Origin of the sequence: Flavobacterium segetis (genome assembly GCF_900129575.1) — a bacterium.
Taxonomy (GTDB): domain Bacteria; phylum Bacteroidota; class Bacteroidia; order Flavobacteriales; family Flavobacteriaceae; genus Flavobacterium; species Flavobacterium segetis.
The window spans coordinates 34,973-54,153 of record NZ_FQWE01000011.1; the positions used below are offsets into that span (position 1 = coordinate 34,973).

Below are 19,181 nucleotides of genomic sequence, written 5' to 3' on the forward strand. Positions count from 1 at the left end.
TATAATTATTTAATAAATTACATTATTGTCTTATTTTTTATCATTAAATCCTTACTAAAAATGAATATTAAATTTACATTTCTATCACTATTTTGTAACGATCTGATTTTGTTCATTTAACAAGGTTCTTTTAAACTTATATTATTTACGATTTTTAAATTTAAGAATGTCAATCAAAAATTAAAAAAATTTTGTCGCTAATATAATTTGCTTTGCTGGCCGTTGTGGATCTAATTCGTTTTCGGCTGTGATAAAAATCTTTACTGGTTTGAAAGAAGTTACGGTCTCAAACTTAGCCTTTAATTTATTTGAGATTAAATTTTTCTCACTATCAATCTGGCCTACATTTTTGTATTCATGCTGTTCTGTTTCTACCCAAATGAGATAAAAACTTTTTGCTGGCTGTAACCGTCCAACCTCTGCGAGATTGAAGATTTTAATGCTTATCGCATAATTATTATTATTGTCTTTTTTAATTGTCACGTTTCCTTGTGCAGCAGGAACTATGATTGATTCTTCAAATGGAATGTTCTTTTCACAACTGTAACAAATTGCAATTAAAGCTAATGCAATAGTAGTTCTGATGGATCGTGCTACAAAAGAGCGTAAGGTTTGAATCATAATTTTGTGATTTAAATCAGTATCAAAAATAATTATCAAATCAGTAAGAAATGTTACATCAAAAAAAGTATAATTTATATTATTTACATTTAAAAAATCAAGTTGAGATTACACCAAATTTGACCTTTCTATACATATTTTAAAAAACTAAACTTTAAAATTTTTCTTAAAAAGAAAGGGCTGTCGTTTCCAACAGCCCCTTACTAACTAAATAAAAACCTAACCTAATCTTCGTATTCTAAGTCGTTTTGCAATCAACTCCTATATTTTTATTCTAAATAACGTCTTAGTTTCCATGCCATTGTTTCGTGCTCTAACATTAGACCAGTTAGAAAATCAGCAGTCCCAGCATCTTTATTCTCATCTTCACTGATGTCAACATCTTTACGCAATTGAATTATCAATGTTTCATGGTCAGCAATCAATTCTGAAAGCATATCTTTTTGTTCTGGATATTCATTTGGCGATTCCTTTATAACAGTTAAATCAGCAAATTCTTTTAGGGTTCCAATTGTTTTTCCTCCAAGTTTTCCAATACGTTCAGCAGTCTCATCGATTGCCATTTCAAGCTTTTTGTACTGACCTTCAAATAAAAGATGTAACTCCATAAAACTGGGTCCAGAAACATTCCAATGAAATTTTCGTAACTTAACGTAAAAAGTCATTTGGTTAGCTAGTGTTGAACTTAATATTGATATGTTATTTTTTAAATGTGCCTCTGTAATTCCGATTTTAACTTTCATGTCGTGTGATTTTAAAATATTCATTTTAATTAAAGTGCATTTTACATTTTAATTTAAAAACTAATGTAGTTTCCTTGTTACAAAGGTCATTTTATTGGGAGTAAGAAGCATTATATGATTATATAAATAAGTTATAATATTCACAGATATGTTATTTTTTTAATTGCAATAAGTAATTTAATTAAAATTTAGAGTATTATGGATAAAGTATTTGTTACTATGATATAAAAAAGCCTTTAAAAATTGCTTTTTAAAGGCTGTATATTCTATGACGTAAAGAGAATGCTATCATTTAAATATTAACTATCATAAGTTGGATAATCCGTATAACCTTTTGCACCAGCAGTATAAAAAGTACTATCATCAAGATTATCTGCCATTGGATAATTATTTTTAAAACGATCAATTAAGTCAGGATTATTAATATATGGACGGCCAAAAGCAATGAGATCAGTAATTCCATTTTCTAAGTCTTCTTTCGCAGTTGCTTCATCATAACCACCGCACAAGATTAATGTATTTTTAAAATTATTTCGGATTACTTTCTTTATTTGAGATGGAACTTCGGGAGCACCCATTGCTGAATGATCTACTAAGTGAATGTAAGCAATATCAAGTTTGTTTAGTTCTGTAGATAAATAATCATAGGTTTCTTGAATTTCAGGATAGTGTGGCATATCACTAGCAACACCGTACGGAGAAAGACGAATACCGGTTTTATGCTTTCCTATGGCATGTGCAACAGCTTCAACCGTTTCTAATACAAACTTACATCGGTTTTTAATATTTCCTCCATAATCGTCAGTTCTAATGTTGCTGATGGGAGATAAAAACTGTTCAAGTAAATATCCATTAGCTCCATGTACTTCAACACCGTCAAAATTAGCAAATATCGCATTTTTTGCTGCCGAAATAAATTCTGTTTTTGCATGAATGATATCTTGCAAACTCATTTCTGATGGAACAACAAAATCTTGTAATCCTTCTTCATCTGTGAACATTTGTCCCGCAGCTTTCACTTGTGATGGAGCGAAAATGGTGGTGTCTTTCGGCATATTTAAAGGATGGCTTATACGACCGCAATGCATTAGCTGAATAAATATTTTACCATTGTTTTCGTGAACAGCATGCGTTGTTTTTTTCCATCCATCAACTTGCTCCGCATTAAAAATTCCGGGAATTCTTGCATATCCTAATCCATTAGGTGATGGTGATGTTCCTTCTGTTATTATTAACCCTGCTGTTGAACGTTGTTCATAATATTCAGCCATTAGTTCATTTGGTATATTATCAATGGCACGTGACCGAGTCATAGGCGCCATGACAATACTATTTTTTAATTCGATGTCACCAACTTTTCTTGGTGTAAACAGTTCGTTTATATTCATATTTTTAAATTTAATTTTTGATCCTGTTGCAGGGTTTTTGTAATTAGATTTTATCGAGGAAAAAACGTGAAATAATTATTGATTTTAATTACCCTAATTCTCTAAAATAAAAAGTGGTAGCTCACTTCGAGCTACCACTTTAATTATAAGTTTTAAAGTGGATCAGAAAGACCGCTGATTCGAATTAATTTTTTATTTACGAATTCTTGAATTCCTAATTCTGAAAGCTCTCTTCCGTAACCAGAATTTTTTGTTCCACCAAATGGTAAATCAGCTTGTGTCCAAGTTGGATGATTTATAAACACCATTCCAGCATCGATTTGGCTTGCAACATTTTCTCCTCGTTTAGTATCTTGTGTAAAAATTGAACAACCTAATCCGTAATCAGAATCATTTGCTAGAGCAATTGCGGCAGCCTCATCTTTTACTCTATAAAAAGAAGCCACAGGTCCAAAAATTTCTTCATGATAAGCTGGTATTCCTGGTTTTAAATCAGTTAGTATTGTTGGTTCAACAAAAGCTCCGGCTCTATCAACTCGGTTTCCTCCTATTAAAATAGTAGCTCCAGCATCAGTTGATCTTTTTATTTGATCAATGATGTGTACTGCTGCCTCCTCACTACTCATAGGACCTAATTCTGTTTTCGGATCCATAGGATCACCCACAACCAAATTAGCCAACTGATTTTTAAATTTTTCTAAAAATTCGTCAGCAATAGCTTCAACTGCAATGAATCTTTTGGAGGCGACGCAGCACTCCCCATTATTGTTTATTCTACCTACAACTGCCCATTCTACAGCTTTATCAATATCTGCGTCTTCTAGGATTATAAAAGCATCATTACCACCTAATTCTAAAACTGATTTTTTTAGGTTTTTCCCAGCTTCCGTTGCCAGTGACGCTCCAGCAGCTTCGCTTCCTGTTAGCGCAACGCCTTTAATTCTTTTATCAGAGACTAATTCAGAAGCTCTCTCGCCTGAAAGAAATAAATTAGTATAAAGACCTTTTGGTGCTCCTGCCTCATTAAAAAGATCTTCGATTGCAATAGCACATTGTGGCACCATTGAAGCATGCTTCACAAGCACTGTATTACCTACCATCACATTTGGAGCCGAAAATCTAGCTACTTGATAAAAAGGGAAATTCCATGGCTCAACACCAAATATCACTCCAATCGGACTGCTTTGAACATAAGCACTACCATATTCAGGATCTAAATGTTTATCAGCTAAAAAATGCTCTGCGTTTGTTGCATAGTAATCAAATATTGATGCACTAAGCATTATTTCGCCTTCGGCCTGAGCGATTAATTTACCCATTTCCAATGTTATCGTTTTAGCTAAATCATCTTTTCTTTCCCGCATTAATGATGCTACTTTATGCAAAATTTTAGCACGATGGGTATAACTTGTATTTTTCCAACTGGAATATGTCTCGGCTGATTGGGATATTAACATATCTACTGTTTCATCAGTCATTTCATCAAATGTGCGTACTACTTTATTTGTAAAAGGGTTAACGGTTTGAACTGCCATTTTTTTATATTTAAAAGATTAAAAAAATTACACGCTATGTGATAATTCATAACAACCTTCTCAATTTGAGAAACTATAAAATCAAATTGTTTAGAAGAAATAGTTTTAGAGAAGAAAATCGCAATGTAGGTTTAATTACGAAATGTAAAGGTCTTTATTTAATACTTAAGAATGTTATAGAATATTAATTACAATTTGTAACATTCACATATCATGATAAAAATGTAAAAAAATAATTATCAATTTCGACACAGTTTGCTACATTCTCTAATTAAATATGGCATTATTCGATCAGCATATCTTCTGAGTTGTAATAGAATCTAAAGCAAAATAAGATCCAAACTTTTTCAATTTTTATTCTTTATTGTTTTATTTTAAATAATAAGAAGAGTAATTTAAATTGTTTACACAAATTTTCAGCATCAATCAGTAGTTTACATTTTTAAGTAAAAAATTAGAAAAGAGTGATGGCGTTTTCAAATAGATTAAATGTTTAAATTATGAAATAAGTTCTCTAATTTTGCTTCAAAGTTGATGAATATCGATCGGCTTGGTGACATAACCATTCATTCCCATACTTTTACATTTTCCTAAATCGACAGATGTAACATCGGCGGTTAGAGCAATTATAGGTGCACTAATTTGCATTGTTTTACGAATGTATGTTGTAGTGTCAATTCCATTCATAATTGGCATTTGCAAATCCATTAAAATTATGTCATAGGATTTTTGTGCAGGCATTACAATAACAATTTTGCCGTTTGTTGCAACATCACGCTCGAATCCGAAATCGTTTAAAATCTTTTTCATCAATAATTGATTTAGAGCATTGTTGTTAACTTACTTTTTACATGTAAACTTTTAATTAAGTGGAAATGTATCTTTCCAGTCCATTGATTTGATGGAAGAAACTTTATTATCACTATTCATAATAACTCGAAGCTCTTTATTTGCAACTTTCTTAGAGTATGAGGCTTTATATCTAAAAGTAATTGATTGATCAATATTATTTTTATAAGCTTCAATTAGTTCCAAGTCTATAAAACTACCATAATATTGTCGGAAACGAGTACACGTTTTAGACAATGTTTCTTCGGTAGTGTTATTTATAACTGATTCCGTGGCCTCAGTTGTGTCAAAAGGCTTAAATTTAGAAGTATTACATGTCATTAATACTCTTTTACCTAATTCATAAGCTTTTGCTTTTTGTATATCACTAACTTGATTTGTTGCTATTTTTTCCACTTTTGCGACTGGAGATTCAGTAGAATTGATAATACTATTTTTGGTGTTACAACCAATAAATAGAAGGATTGTCAAAACAATAATTGCCTTTTTCATAATCTATTTTATTTTAAGTAACATATTAGGATCAGGACAATTTTGTAAATAAAACTCTTGATCTTTTTTACTGCAAACACCAGGATAATCACCAAAAATGGTTGGCATTTCACTTATTATTTGAAAATGTAGATGCGGAGCATAATCCCCATTCACTTTAGCATCACCAAGTGTGGCAATTTGCTCTCCTTTTTTAACTTTCTTTCCCACAGCTATTGATGATATACTTTCTAAAGAAAGATGTCCGTATAAAGTATAAAAAATCTGATCTTTGATTTGATGCTGTAAAATAATTGTTGGTCCATAATCACCTACGCCAAAATTATTATTGTAGCTATGAATAAAACCATCAATTGCAGCTAAAACTGAAGTTCCTGCTTTAATCCATAAATCTAAACCAATATGAATATTGCGTTCATCTGTACTGTAATCGTTAAAAATAGTGCTTCTTTTATATAAATTTCTTATTTCATAATAACCACCAAAAGCAACTTTCGCATTATTTTGTTGCAAATAATCTTCAATGAAATTTTCGAAGTCGGTTGCATTATCAATTTTAAGATCTCTTAAACTCTCATTTTTGTTCGATAAATCTAAATGAACGTATTGTTTATAATCTATCGATGCATCTATCACTTTGACATCTTCAATTTCATGTAAAATTGTTTCTAATAGTTTCATTTTAATACTTTTTTTAAAACACTAAATTTAAAGAAAAAATGCCAGCATAAAAATTTTAAGCTGGCACAATTGTATTTTTTAAATAATATTATTTAGTTAAATGTAATATTTTATTTAACTGCCAGTAGTTCCACGAATTCAATTACTGGATCTTTTGATAAAAGTTCGCCTGCATTTGCCATTAGTGCCTCTGCAATTTTTCCTGCAAGATGAGCTTTTCGTCCCTCTTCTGTTTCAAAAGTATCAAAAATACCAAAAGTTGAGGTTCCTATTTGCCAACCGTACCAGTTTACAGTATCGGGCTCATCTAATACAAGTGGTAAAGCACTTTTTAGGAATGCTGCAACATCGTTTTCCTTTCCAGGCTTAGCTTCTAATCGAGCTAATAAAGCATATTTTTCCATGATTTTAATTTTATATATATCGAAATTACGAAATTTTGGTTTTCTATTTTATTCTTTAACTTTTGTTGAGCAATATAATTGTAGTTTGAAAGTTAATCGATATTTAAAGATCAATTTCTAAGTTAAAATTTCAATTAATTACTATTATTTGTATTGATAAAAAAAATCCTAATCTTTAGAATTAGGATTTACAATTTAGTTTTTTAATATAAACTTGGATATTTCAAAGGATTAACCTCATTCATCATAGCATATATTTTTTCATAAATATCTTCTGCTGATGGTTTTGAAAAGTAATCACCATCAGTGCCATAAGCTGGCCTATGCTCTTTAGCAGTTAAAGTTTGAGGTTTACTATCTAAATAATTATATGCATCTTGCTGTTCAATAATTTGCTGTAATATAAATGCTGAAGCTCCTCCAGGAACATCTTCGTCAATTACTAAAAGTCTATTGGTTTTAGCGATACTTTTTACAATATCTTGGTTCTTATCAAATGGGAGTAAGGATTGTAAATCAATTATTTCACAATCAATACCAATTTCCATTAATTCATTAGCTGCTTGTTGCACCAACCGTAAAGTCGAGCCATAAGAAACTAAAGTAATATCAGAACCTTCTTTAATAGTTTCTACAACACCAATAGGTGTTTTAAATTCTCCATAGTTTAATGGCATTTTTTCCTTCAATCTATAACCGTTTAAACACTCTATCACTAAAGCTGGCTCGTCACATTCAAGTAAACTGTTATAAAATCCAGCGGCTTGTGTCATATTTCTTGGAACTAAAACGTGAATTCCTCTTATTGCATTAATAATCATTCCCATAGGAGATCCTGAGTGCCAAATTCCTTCTAGCCTATGACCACGTGTACGAATAATTAGTGGCGCTTTTTGTTTACCAAGTGTTCTGTATTGTAATGTCGCTAAATCATCACTCATGATTTGGATTGCATACAATAAATAATCTAAATATTGAATTTCAGCGATAGGGCGCAAGCCTCTCATTGCCATTCCTATTCCTTGACCTAAAATGGTAGCTTCACGTATTCCAACATCGGCGATTCGAAGTTCGCCATATTTTTCTTGCATTCCTTCTAAACCTTGATTCACATCGCCAATAGCTCCTGCATCTTCACCAAAAATTAAAGTTTCAGGATATTTAGTAAAAATAGCATCAAAATTGTCACGTAAAATCATTCTTCCATCTGTATCTTCTTTAGCATCATCAGCATATTGAGGTAGAACTTTTTCAACTGAAAAAACATTTAAATCGGTTTCAGAGAATAAATTACTACTGAAATTCTTTTGCGTTTTGTGAGTATAGTTGCTGATCCACTGCGATAGTTCAGCTTTACTTGCTTCCTTATTGATTAGTCGCAGAACTTTACGAGCTGTGATCAATATTTCTTTTTTAATAGGCGCTTTTATTGCCGTTAAATCTGCGTTAAATTTTAGTATTTTATCTTTATTATCACTACTGTTAGCAATTTTTTGTAAAACGATAATAAGCTCTTTTTGTTCAACAATTATGGGTTCTAAGAACGCATTCCACGCAGCCTTTTTACCTTCTAAAACGTCTTTTTTTGCTTGTGAGTCAATGGCTTCTAATTCTTCTGGTGAAGCAATATTTATTGCAATCATCCACAATCGCATTTGGCGTACACAATCAAATTCTTTCTCCCATGCTAATCTGTTTCCATCTTTGTAACGCTCGTGTGAGCCTGAACTAGAATGACCCTGAGGTTGTGTTAATTCGTCAACATGTATTAGAACTGGAATATGATTTTCTCTAGCAATCAAAGCAGCTTTTTCGTAAGTAGCAACTAATTCTGCGTAATCCCAACCTTTTACATTTAAAATCTCAAAGCCATTAGTATTCTTTTCTTTCTGATATCCTTTTAAAATTTCAGATATATTTTCTTTGGTTGTTTGGTGTCTTGCATGTACTGAAATTCCGTACTCATCATCCCAAACGCTCATTACCATTGGTACTTGTAAAACACCAGCTGCGTTTATAGTTTCAAAAAATAAGCCTTCTGATGTACTCGCATTTCCTATTGTTCCCCATGCAATTTCATTTCCTTGATTAGAAAAATTACTTGCGTTAGGTATTCCATCAAGTTGTCTATAAATTTTTGATGCTTGTGCCAGACCTAATAATCGTGGCATTTGTCCTGCAGTAGGAGAAATATCAGCACTTGAATTTTTTTGTTGTGTTAGATTTTTCCAAGAACCATCTTCATTTAAGCTATGAGTTGCAAAATGGCCGCCCATTTGTCTTCCTGCTGACATAGGTTCTTGAACGATATCAGTATGACCGTATAAACCAGCAAAAAATTGCTGAATATTAAGTTCGCCTATAGCCATCATGAAAGTTTGATCACGGTAATAACCAGAACGGAAGTCACCATTTTGAAAAGCCTTTGCCATCGCTAACTGTGGTACTTCTTTTCCATCACCAAAAATTCCAAACTTTGCTTTACCGGTTAGAACCTCTTTACGTCCCAATAAACTGCATTCTCGGCTTACTATCGCTGTGGTATAGTCCTTTAAAACTTCGACTTTGAAATCTTCAAATGTCAGTGCAGAATTCGTTTTTTCTTTAATCATAATTGAAAAGTGTAGCTTTAGATCACAAAATTAATCAAAAACTACTAATTTTCAAAGGTCATTTTAAAAATAGAATCTAATTTATATATTTTATTGTGAGTAAATGAACTTTATTTTTTTACTTTATTTAATTTTATTATCGATTTGAAGAGAATAATGTAATGTTTAAGTAAATACGCAAGGGATTAAAACCATTTTCGATTAAAAAGATTGATTAGCGTCTTAGGCGAAAAAGTGAAAATAAATCTAATTTTTTCATTGTAATTATTTTGTGAAATTTCCCACCCGTTATTAGAGTAAACTGGAAAATACAATTCAAAGTAATCAGTGACCAAGTTTAAGCGAATGCCACTATCATATACAAATTTCCCGTTTTTAAATTCACTTTTTATTATTCCTATATCGCCATAAGCTTCAATCCAATTCCAAATACTATAACTCGCATTAAAACTTGTAATCCATCGATTAGCAAAAGGGGATGCTATTTTTGATTTAAATCCACCTTCGGCAATAATGTATTGTTGACTAAAGAGTCCAGCGTTTTCTGATCTTCCAAGGTAATTATAATCAAATAAATAGTCAGTGGGTCTATCTAAAGCAAAGCTAAAGAAATCAGATTTTGTTCTATTATATAAAAAAGCTCCTGCATAAAAACGCAAATTTATTTGACGGTTGTCTTCAAAAAGTTTCCTGTATTCAATTTCACTAGTGATCTTTCCAAATTTTCCAGCTATTTGAACATTGGTAGCAAAGTTAAAGTGATTAGTTACCTCCGTTTTTGTATTGATATATCGAGCATCAAAAACGGAATAATTTGAAGGAGAATCGTTTAAAGCTATTAAACTTTGTTCTTTGTTAACAATTACTTGTCTGAATGAAATAAGTTGTTTTCGATTATCTCTGAAATTAGGTTGTCTAATTCGCAATTGAAGTGATGGGTTCAAGCGTAAATAAGTTGCATCTTCAGCGTAATGAAAATAAGATCCGCTTATGGAATATCGTGCATTGTAAAGAATGGTATTTCTAAAATTTTGATTAACCACAAATACAGCTGAACCAGATAAATTATTTGATTTAGTGGAGTAAGATGGGTTAATATCAAAAATAAATGGTTTCTCTAAAATTGTTTTGTTGTGTAGCCGCAATCCAGGAGTAATCCCATCATATAGATTATATCCTAATGAAGGAACATATAAAATTTGATTGTAATAAGGATCCTCTAAATCTTTCATAAAGGCAAATTTCACAGGTCGATTATTTGGAAAAAAACCGTCTAATTTTCGCCAGTTATTTCTTAAGTTGTACTCAGGTACTTCATTTTTGAGATTTAAAACAAGCTTGTCTATATTGCCTCGGGAAATTGTAAAAGTACTGTCACATTCTTCAATATCTAACCATTGTTTAAATACAATCTCACCTTTCTTTGTTCCATAGATAGGAATAGGTATTGGTGCCCCTGTTTTATTTATCACTGAAAAAGTTATGCTATCTTTAGTTTTCGTAACCTTTGAGAATTTATAATCAATAATCGCTCTTGAATCAATGACCGTATTGAAAAACCAACTAATATCTTTCTTTGAATTTTCTTTTAATATGAATTCAAAATCAAATCTAGAAACTTGCGATATCTTATCTTTTTTGTAAAACTGACCAATGCTATGTTGTACCGTATTGTTTTGCAAATAATCGTCTAAAAAACGAATGCTTAAACCAGCGCGATATTTACTAGCTATTTGCTCGTTAAATTTGATCAACGTATTCTTGGGATTTCCAAGTGGTTGGTCTAAATTTCTTCTAGCCATCAGCATGTAGAAATAGCTGTATTGGCCATTGAAGTCTATTTTGGCAAGATTAAAGCTTTTTAATAATTTAATTTTCGAGGCGCTTCCTATCATTTTCGTATCAGGATAATGCTCATCAATATACTTCATCATAGCATAAACCTGAATTCCATCATAAATCCAGTTGTCTTTTCTGGGATCTAAATGCAAACTACTTTTCAAAAACTCATTTAGATACGTTTTTAAAAATTTTATTTCATAAATAAATTCATCGGGAAACGGACTCAAAAATGACGGCAGTTGATTTAAACCGTAAAACGGATTACGTTCATAATTTACTTGACTAACAACTATCTTATTATAAGGATAATCACCAATTAAATCCTTGGTGTAATTTACAATTCTATCAATTACAATTGCCTTTTGAATGTCATTTAGCTTATTATCTTTTAAGTCAGTTGCGACTTCAACTGCTTCGTTTTTAAAAACAACAAAATTAGAATTTGGTTCAATTGTCAAATTAAAATCAGTTCTATTGTTACCTGATAATTCATAAGTAACAAAGCCATTACTTATTTTTGAATTTGTACTTTCTAAATCAGTTGTCGCAACAAGCGGATTTGGAATTTTTAGTTTTATTTCAAAGTTGGTGTTGGCATTAGCGATATCATCTAAATTGTTGTTACTATTACTTATAAAAATATGATTTTCATATCGAGCGGGAGTGAGGTACCAATTTTTTAAAGTAAAATTTCCGTTTTCACCGTAACCATATCTTGTAAATTTATCACTTGGAATTTTACTTTCATAGGAAAGATTTACAATTAATTTTTGCTGTGGAAGAAGTTGCTCTTGTAATTGTAAGATAATATAATCTGGATTTTTTTCTGGTCGCTGCCAAAGCAAAATTTTATTTTTAGTATTGCTTATAACTAAATCCGTTGTGCTGCCGCGTTCTTGTTCTTTAGCCAAATGAAAACCTCTATAAAATTCATCAGAAAAACGCTTTGCTAAGGGAGTATTTTTGTTAGAGTATGCGTTGTTCCAATCGTTTAAAACAATCGTTTTTAAAGTATCATTTGTCTCATTGAAAAATGTGAGCTGCTGATTTACCAGCACTGTTTTCTTTTCAGAATTTAGCTCAACTACCATTTTAGAATGATGTTGCGCATACTGTTTTGCAGATATTAACAAAACAATAAAAATCAAAACAATTTTAGAGGATAATTTCAAGCAGTGAGAATTAAAATTTGAAAAAATAAATATACTTAAAATTCACTTCAAAATGTATAATGTAGTTAAATAAAAAAAGCTGTCAGGACGACAGCTTTGCATTAAAAATTAGGTGATAAATCATATTTTTTATAGAATTTATCGAGGATTTCAACAACCTCATCTGCAGTATCTACAATTTTAAATAAATTTAAATCATCTTCGCTAACAGTAGCTTCGCGCGCGACCAAAACGTTTTTAATCCAATCAACTAAACCGGACCAAAAACTGGTTCCCACTAATATTATAGGAAAACGAGCAACTTTCTTAGTTTGTATTAACGTTATCGCTTCAAATAGTTCATCCATAGTTCCAAAACCGCCTGGCATTACTACAAAACCTTGGGAGTACTTGACAAACATCACTTTGCGAACAAAGAAATAATCAAAATTTAGATTTTTATCTCTATCAATATATGGATTAAAGTGCTGTTCAAATGGAAGCTCAATATTTAATCCTACCGATGTGCCACCACCAAGATGAGCACCTTTGTTCCCCGCTTCCATAATTCCTGGTCCACCACCAGTAATTACACCATAACCAGCTTTACTGATTTTAAAAGCGATTTTTTCAGCCAATAAATAATTTGGACTATCTGATTTTGTTCTCGCTGAACCAAAAATACTTACGCAAGGTCCTATTCGCCCCATGCTTTCATAACCGTTAACAAATTCGGCCATGATCTTAAAAATTGCCCAACTATCATTGGTACGAATTTCGTTCCAGTTCTTTTGCTTTAATCGATCTTGGATTACTTTATCATCATCATTATCAAAATCTTCTATTCTCATATTTTAAAATATCATTAAATTTTTATTTTTTAAGCTTAATCCTGTTTTCCGCTTCAATCTTTTCCGCCATCGGTTTTTTTTCTAAGAACTTACAAGAGCTTCCGCTGGTCGCTTTGTATTTTCAAGAAAATTCACCAATAGCTTAAAAGGATTTTCACTGCAATCAGGGCTAAAATCGATCCACTAAAGTACATATTTATTTTACAATGTCAGTATATGTTTTTTTAAAAGCATTCCTTATTTCGTTTTTATAGCTGTAGTCATTTGCACTTATTTTTTTACCAGAAATAATTTGTGAAGCTGTACCATCAATAGCATTTTTATTGCTCTAGACAACTGTTTGATAATGCTATTTTTGCTGTTTTCTGCCAGAAAGGGAATGTAATTATTTCTATTTTCAATTGTTGATGCGTTTAAACATGATATTTTAACTTTATAAGTATAAATTGGCGTTGTAGTTTTTGCATTTACTAAGAAATTTTCTTTGAGATTATAAACGAATTTCAAACAGTTTTACGTGCTTCATTATAATTATTACGTTGTATTCAAAATGAAAAATTTGAATTCTCTTTTCTGGGAACTTTAAAACAATAATAGTTTTATACTAAAATTCGTTTAAAATGCTGTGACTGATGAAACCATCGAATACAATTAACGTAAAAACAAGTGAAATTATCGACTCAAGATATAGAAAAAATCAATTTTTTAATTTTTAATGATTTCAGTTAAAGTACTCACAACTAATTAGCTAATCCACTCCATTTTTCATTGCTCTACATTTTATTTTGTAGCGAGTATTCTTGAAAATTAATACAATCAAATTGTTGTTACAACTATGTTAAACTAGTTAACAATAACGATAGATTCAATATATTTGGAAAAATTATACGTTCATTATGTATGAACTCAGTTTGGTCCCATGAACCGATAAAAGTAAATTAATTAGCGCTGATAGCTATAAGAATCAATAAATAATAAACTATATCTAAATATGAAAAATTCATTATTACTAATTTTCTTCTCGCTATTTACAATTGTTTTGTCAGCTCAAGAAGTAAAGAAAAATCAAAAAGCAATAATAAAAACTAATATTGTGTGTGATCATTGTCAAGAATGTGAAACTTGTGGAGGGAATTTTAAATCTAATATGCTTAAAATAAAAGGTGTAAAGATGTATGAACTGGATGAAAAAAATATGACAATCACTGTTTTTTATAATACTCAAAAAACAAATTTAGATACTATTAAAGGCGCTATTTCAAAAATGGGCTATGATGCTGATGATATTAAAGCTGATGCATCAGGAGTAAGTCAACTCGATGATTGTTGTAAAAAAGTATAATTTTAGAAGGCCAGCGAAATTAGAATATATTTTTTTATATTTTAATCGTACCAGCAGGCCGTAATCAATCCTCTACGAAAAACCCTGCAGCCGAGAGAAAGCTGTAAAGGTTTAAAAAATACCGATTATAATGCAGCTATTTACTTTCATTGCATACCATTTCACCGCAATGAAAGTTGGTTAAAAAACACTCGATAGTATTACTGCAGTTAATTATTACGCCGTGGTCAAGTTTATTGTAACAAAACTTTACTCTAACTCCTTTTTCAAAAACTGCGCTGTATAACTTTTTTTGCTTTTTGCTACTTCTTTGGAGTTATCATGTTCATCATATATTATTTATGAATTAATTTCTAATAACTTTTTGATGCTATTATTCAATAAATCGCTTTCATCTTCAAAGTTTAGGCCAATGCTGCCAATTGAGGGATAGACAGGGTTATCACTATTTAAATCATATTCCTTTTTTTGATAGTAATCAATAGAATCTTCAATTCCAGGAAATAATACAAATAATGCTAAAGGGTCGAAATAAGCACCAGTTTTATTTCCTATACCGTGTAAGTACTTCAAAGTTAATTCAGGATAATCTTTTTGTTCAATAGTTCTTAATTTTTTGTATTTAGCATCGATAATGATGAATTTACCATTTTCTAATTCGATGAAAAAATCAGGTTTTAATTTTCCAGAATTGTTTCGAACTGTAATAAGTTTGTTTGGTATAATTTCAAAATACAAATAATGATTAATTCCTTTTTTAATCAATTTTATTTTATTAGGAAAACCATCATCATTTTGACTAATTTCTTCAGCGTCATATTCCAATTTTTTGAAGGAGTCTATTAGCTTATAAAAACAAGCTTTTTCAAATAATTGATCCATTCTATTTATTCCTTTAAATAATTTTTTATCTTTTGAATAAGTAGCATTTTTATTAAGTAACCATTCTATTAATTTTTCAAACACGAAATTATAATGTTCTTTCGATTCTATTTTGTTTGTATTTAGGAAATCTAAAGTTTCAGTACTTACGGGAATATGTTGATCTAAATGAAATTTAATTTTAATTATGTTTTCATCTATGTCTTTTAAACGCTTTAGACTCCTTTTGTAGGAATAAAAATTTAATCGACCCTCAAAAGTAATTTTAGAAAAATTTTTAATATCTTCTTCAAATGAATCTTTAATATGATTTAAAAAAAGTTTTAATTCAGTTATAAAACCATGTATTATTTGATTTTCAATCGTATCTGTACTTTCGTCAAGCTCATTTGAAAGTATTTCTACAGGAGAGAAGAGTCTATTATTTATTATTATTTTGTTAAGATCACAAGATGTAGTAGGATATAAAGTGTCTAAATTATTTATCAACCAAATTAATGATTCGTCCGAAGTATTTACTTCTGATGTATAGTTTACAATTTCATTTTTTTGTCTGATAATCCTAATTTTGTCAAAACTAAAAGAGTTAAGATATTCTTTTTTTAAATCATTAATAAAATTTTCACAAAAAGTAAGTAACCATTCTACTTTATCATCATTATTTGATGGACTAGCTGTATGTTTTAATAAGGAATGTTTTGTCCATATTTTGGTACTTTTTGATTCTATATATTTAACCAGTGAATCAAACTCCGTCTCATTAATTTTTGATGAATTAACATTTATACTAAAAGAATGTATTGTTTTTTCGGTTTTATTGTCAATTAAAAGAATGTCACAGCGACCAATAGGATAGTTAACAAATAGCCTATAAAACCATATTTTTTGATGAAGAGAAGCACAAAACAATTCTTTACTGTAATTCTCAATCCTAAATTTTTGACTTTGAAAATAATCTTGAAGAGAATCGTAATCAAGCACATAGATATATTTATGCTTTATTTGTGTTAGTCTAGTGATTTTTAAAGGTATATCTGTAATATCAATTCTAACATCACCACAATCGGAATCACTCTCTAAATAGAAAGAAAAATTATCAGTTTCATCAATATAATCTCCTTGGTATAATCCAAAAGTTTGATTCTGATTGTTTTTGAAGCAATGTAAAATACAATTCATCATAAATATATCGCTTAATAGTAAATGTATCTGAAGTGTTTTAACTCTTTACCTCTCTCAATTATTTTGGTCAATAATTTTTCTGATTTGGTCATTCCTTTATCATTCAAATCACTTTTTAAGCCTTCGAGTAATTTTTGAAAAGATTCTCCTCTTCCGTTAATTAATGGAAGTATGTGCTGTGATATTGCATAATCTAGCGCAACATAACTATTACCTTCCATTAACCCAGTAGCAACTTTACAATATTTATAAATTGCAATTTCTTTTCTTGGACTTATAATAATTGTGTGATTTGATTCTAATTTTTCTTTAATTTTATTAAAAGTGTCTTTTATTAATTCTTCTTCGGTTTTCCATTTAGGAGTTTCTGTAAAGAGTTTCTGTAATTCTAAAAAATCAAAAATAGTATCAATGTTAGTTGTATTTTCAGTTATTTCAGTAATAGAATTTGGTTTTTCTAATTGCACTATAGATGCTCTATCAATTAATCTATTTGAAAGAGTTTCAGTAGTATGATCGTGGTTAATTGTAGCTACAAATCTAAATCCAGATCCAAAGTTTATTTCCTCCCCCTCAGAAATTTTAATTTTTCTTGGATAATCGACATCTGCAAGTTTTATAAAATCAGACCAATAGTGTTCAATAGGACTTAGATTAGCTTCATCAAGTAATACGATATATGGCGAGTTTTGCTTTTCTTCTGATTTTTTTAGAGCTTCTTTTAACTTAGTTTTAGCAGGTTGAAATTTATTAGTCAATGGGTTAAAAAAACCTATCAAATCTTTTGCTGATGTCCAACCTTTTGCACATGCAATTTCCAAATAACCAAAATCCTCGCTTAAACCATAACTTTTAGATAATTTTTCAACTAATGAAGTTTTACCAACTCCAGGTGCCCCTGCAATGATCGTAATAAAAGTTTGATTTATTGTAATAACTAGATTTGCAACATCGTTGAAAACCAGCTCTCTACCCTGATCAGCTAATCTTTTCTGAATCTCTGAAATATAATTTTTAGGTGAACTAATTTCCGAATTTAACGAAATTATTTTAGCTTTCATTGAATGTGTCACCTCAGTATGGATCTTAATTGGCATAATTTCTATACCATTTAAAAGATCTGTATATATTTTTGCCTCGGCTAATTTTGCAGTATGCTCAGATGCAGATCTTTCAAATGTTTTTGTAATGTCTTTTACAGCATCATTGATTTTTCTGTGGTTGTTTTCAATTTTCTTGATATCTTCTTCCAGCAAGTCTTTTCTAATAGAAAGTCGATCGTTTTCACTTTTTAATGAATTAGATATTACTTTTTCTTTCAATATTTGCTCTATTTCATTCAGCTTACTTTCAACATTTATAGCTTTAGATAAAATAGGATATAATACTGAATCTATTTTATTATTTTCTTTGTTCTTGCTTCTATCCTCTTCAATTTCGATATTTAGTTCTTTAATCCTATCTTTCAAAGTTATAATAACCTTATCTTTAGAATCTCGCTCAATTCTTATGTCCTCTTTTTCTTTCTCTAAAATCTCAATTTCAGAGCTATCAATTCCTTTTTCAATAAAGTTTTTGGTGTGTAATATTTTTACTAAATCATTAATTTCTTTTTCATTATCCTCAATTTCATCAAGGAGTGAGATATACTTATTCCATTTAAGTTTATCAATTTTATTGTTATTAGTTTTTTGTAAACTTTTAATTTCATTAAGGGTACTAGCTATTTTTGGAGAGTTTTCGGTTAATTTATCGATTGCCCATTTATGTAATATTGGTATTGGGGTAAAATCAATTGGGTTTCCAATGCTATTATCAATAAAATTTTTAAAACCCACCAAAAATTCATTCTTTTCAATATCTACAATGATAAAATTAGTCGCATTTTCGGTATCGATGTCAAAAATGATAGTTCCATTGTAATGGTTATAACTATCTATAAAATCCAAAAAGTCAATATCCTTTTCAAAATCTTCCTCATAATTTTTAAAATTAGCGGCTTTTAATTCATTTCCATCTCTCTCAAAAGGACCAAATATTTTGTCTGAACTTGTTTCTTTTAAAAAAAAGATGTCATTTATAATACCTTCTGTTGTAATAAGTTTATTTGAATTTATTGAAAATTTATTATGGTAAATTGGTATTATTTCATTTGGAGCTAATTTTCTTGTATCTCCATTATGATTAGTTATGATTTTAAAACTTGGGTTTTTAGTTGTATTACCATCTAAAAACGCTTTCAAGTCATTTTCATAATTTTTAGTATTATCTTGTATTTTATCTGCATTTAGTTCGTAAAAACAATTGTTTTCAAATCTTTCAAAGCCTATTGTGACAAATATATTCCCATTATTGGGATATTCTTTAGGTTCAACTGTAGTAAATTCGTTACTTTCAATTTTAAAGATAGGTAACACTAATCCAGTTTTGTTTTCCCAGGAGGTAGAATTACTTTTTTTTATAATTATTTTGCTCATAATTTGAGGTTTAATAGTGTTTTTTTTCAAAATAGATTGCAATGTAGTAATAATTTAAGCGCTTAATAAGTATTTTCTTTAATAATCAGAGACAATTTTCACTAACTAAAGAAAAACCACCCTGCCCGC

The 19,181-nt window shown here is 30.0% G+C and carries 13 protein-coding genes and 1 pseudogene; 1 reads left to right on the plus strand and 13 read right to left on the minus strand.

The features are described from left to right. Positions 1–180 precede the first annotated feature (180 nt). The 11 genes and pseudogenes from BUA99_RS13580 to BUA99_RS13630 form a co-directional block, all read right to left on the minus strand. Entirely contained in the window at positions 181–621 is a 441-nt protein-coding gene (locus BUA99_RS13580) for a hypothetical protein (protein WP_072993671.1), read from the minus strand. 269 nt (positions 622–890) lie between these two features. Next, positions 891–1,364 (minus strand): Dps family protein, encoded by a 474-nt coding sequence (locus tag BUA99_RS13585; protein WP_072993674.1) that lies wholly within the window; start codon positions 1,362–1,364, stop codon positions 891–893. Positions 1,365–1,663: 299 nt separating this feature from the next. Continuing rightward, positions 1,664–2,752: an alkene reductase gene (locus BUA99_RS13590; RefSeq protein WP_200778670.1), complete on the minus strand. Its 1,089-nt coding sequence runs from the start codon at positions 2,750–2,752 to the stop codon at positions 1,664–1,666. A 152-nt stretch (positions 2,753–2,904) separates the two neighbouring features. Next, entirely contained in the window at positions 2,905–4,287 is a 1,383-nt protein-coding gene (locus BUA99_RS13595) for an NAD-dependent succinate-semialdehyde dehydrogenase (RefSeq protein ID WP_072993469.1), read from the minus strand. A gap of 525 nt (positions 4,288–4,812) precedes the next feature. Then, positions 4,813–5,115 (minus strand): annotated as a pseudogene (locus BUA99_RS13600) (response regulator); the annotation flags it as partial. Positions 5,116–5,148: 33 nt separating this feature from the next. Beyond that, positions 5,149–5,628: a hypothetical protein gene (locus tag BUA99_RS13605; protein ID WP_072993475.1), complete on the minus strand. Its 480-nt coding sequence runs from the start codon at positions 5,626–5,628 to the stop codon at positions 5,149–5,151. A gap of 3 nt (positions 5,629–5,631) precedes the next feature. Further along, on the minus strand, positions 5,632–6,309 hold the full coding sequence (locus BUA99_RS13610) for a peptidoglycan DD-metalloendopeptidase family protein (RefSeq protein ID WP_072993478.1): 678 nt from the start codon (positions 6,307–6,309) through the stop codon (positions 5,632–5,634). 110 nt (positions 6,310–6,419) lie between these two features. Continuing rightward, positions 6,420–6,713, minus strand: a complete 294-nt coding sequence (locus BUA99_RS13615) for a putative quinol monooxygenase (RefSeq protein ID WP_072993481.1) — start codon at positions 6,711–6,713, stop codon at positions 6,420–6,422. A 203-nt stretch (positions 6,714–6,916) separates the two neighbouring features. Next, positions 6,917–9,325 (minus strand): alpha-ketoacid dehydrogenase subunit alpha/beta, encoded by a 2,409-nt coding sequence (locus BUA99_RS13620; protein WP_072993484.1) that lies wholly within the window; start codon positions 9,323–9,325, stop codon positions 6,917–6,919. Between the two features lie 185 nt (positions 9,326–9,510). After that, positions 9,511–12,339: a gluzincin family metallopeptidase gene (locus BUA99_RS13625; RefSeq protein ID WP_317045045.1), complete on the minus strand. Its 2,829-nt coding sequence runs from the start codon at positions 12,337–12,339 to the stop codon at positions 9,511–9,513. A 101-nt stretch (positions 12,340–12,440) separates the two neighbouring features. Further along, the gene (locus BUA99_RS13630) at positions 12,441–13,169 is read right to left on the minus strand and encodes an LOG family protein (protein ID WP_072993487.1); all 729 of its coding nucleotides are present in this window, start codon (positions 13,167–13,169) and stop codon (positions 12,441–12,443) included. 991 nt (positions 13,170–14,160) lie between these two features. On the opposite strand from BUA99_RS13630, the gene BUA99_RS13635 reads away from it, so the two are divergent. Then, complete coding sequence (locus tag BUA99_RS13635; RefSeq protein ID WP_072993490.1) at positions 14,161–14,511, plus strand: heavy-metal-associated domain-containing protein; 351 nt, start codon at positions 14,161–14,163, stop codon at positions 14,509–14,511. Between the two features lie 339 nt (positions 14,512–14,850). Here BUA99_RS13635 and BUA99_RS13640 read toward each other — a convergent pair whose 3' ends face one another. Then, on the minus strand, positions 14,851–16,575 hold the full coding sequence (locus BUA99_RS13640) for an McrC family protein (protein ID WP_072993492.1): 1,725 nt from the start codon (positions 16,573–16,575) through the stop codon (positions 14,851–14,853). 11 nt (positions 16,576–16,586) lie between these two features. Then, a complete protein-coding gene (locus BUA99_RS13645) occupies positions 16,587–19,052 on the minus strand; it encodes an AAA family ATPase (RefSeq protein WP_072993495.1) in 2,466 nt (821 codons plus the stop codon). Positions 19,053–19,181 lie beyond the last annotated feature (129 nt).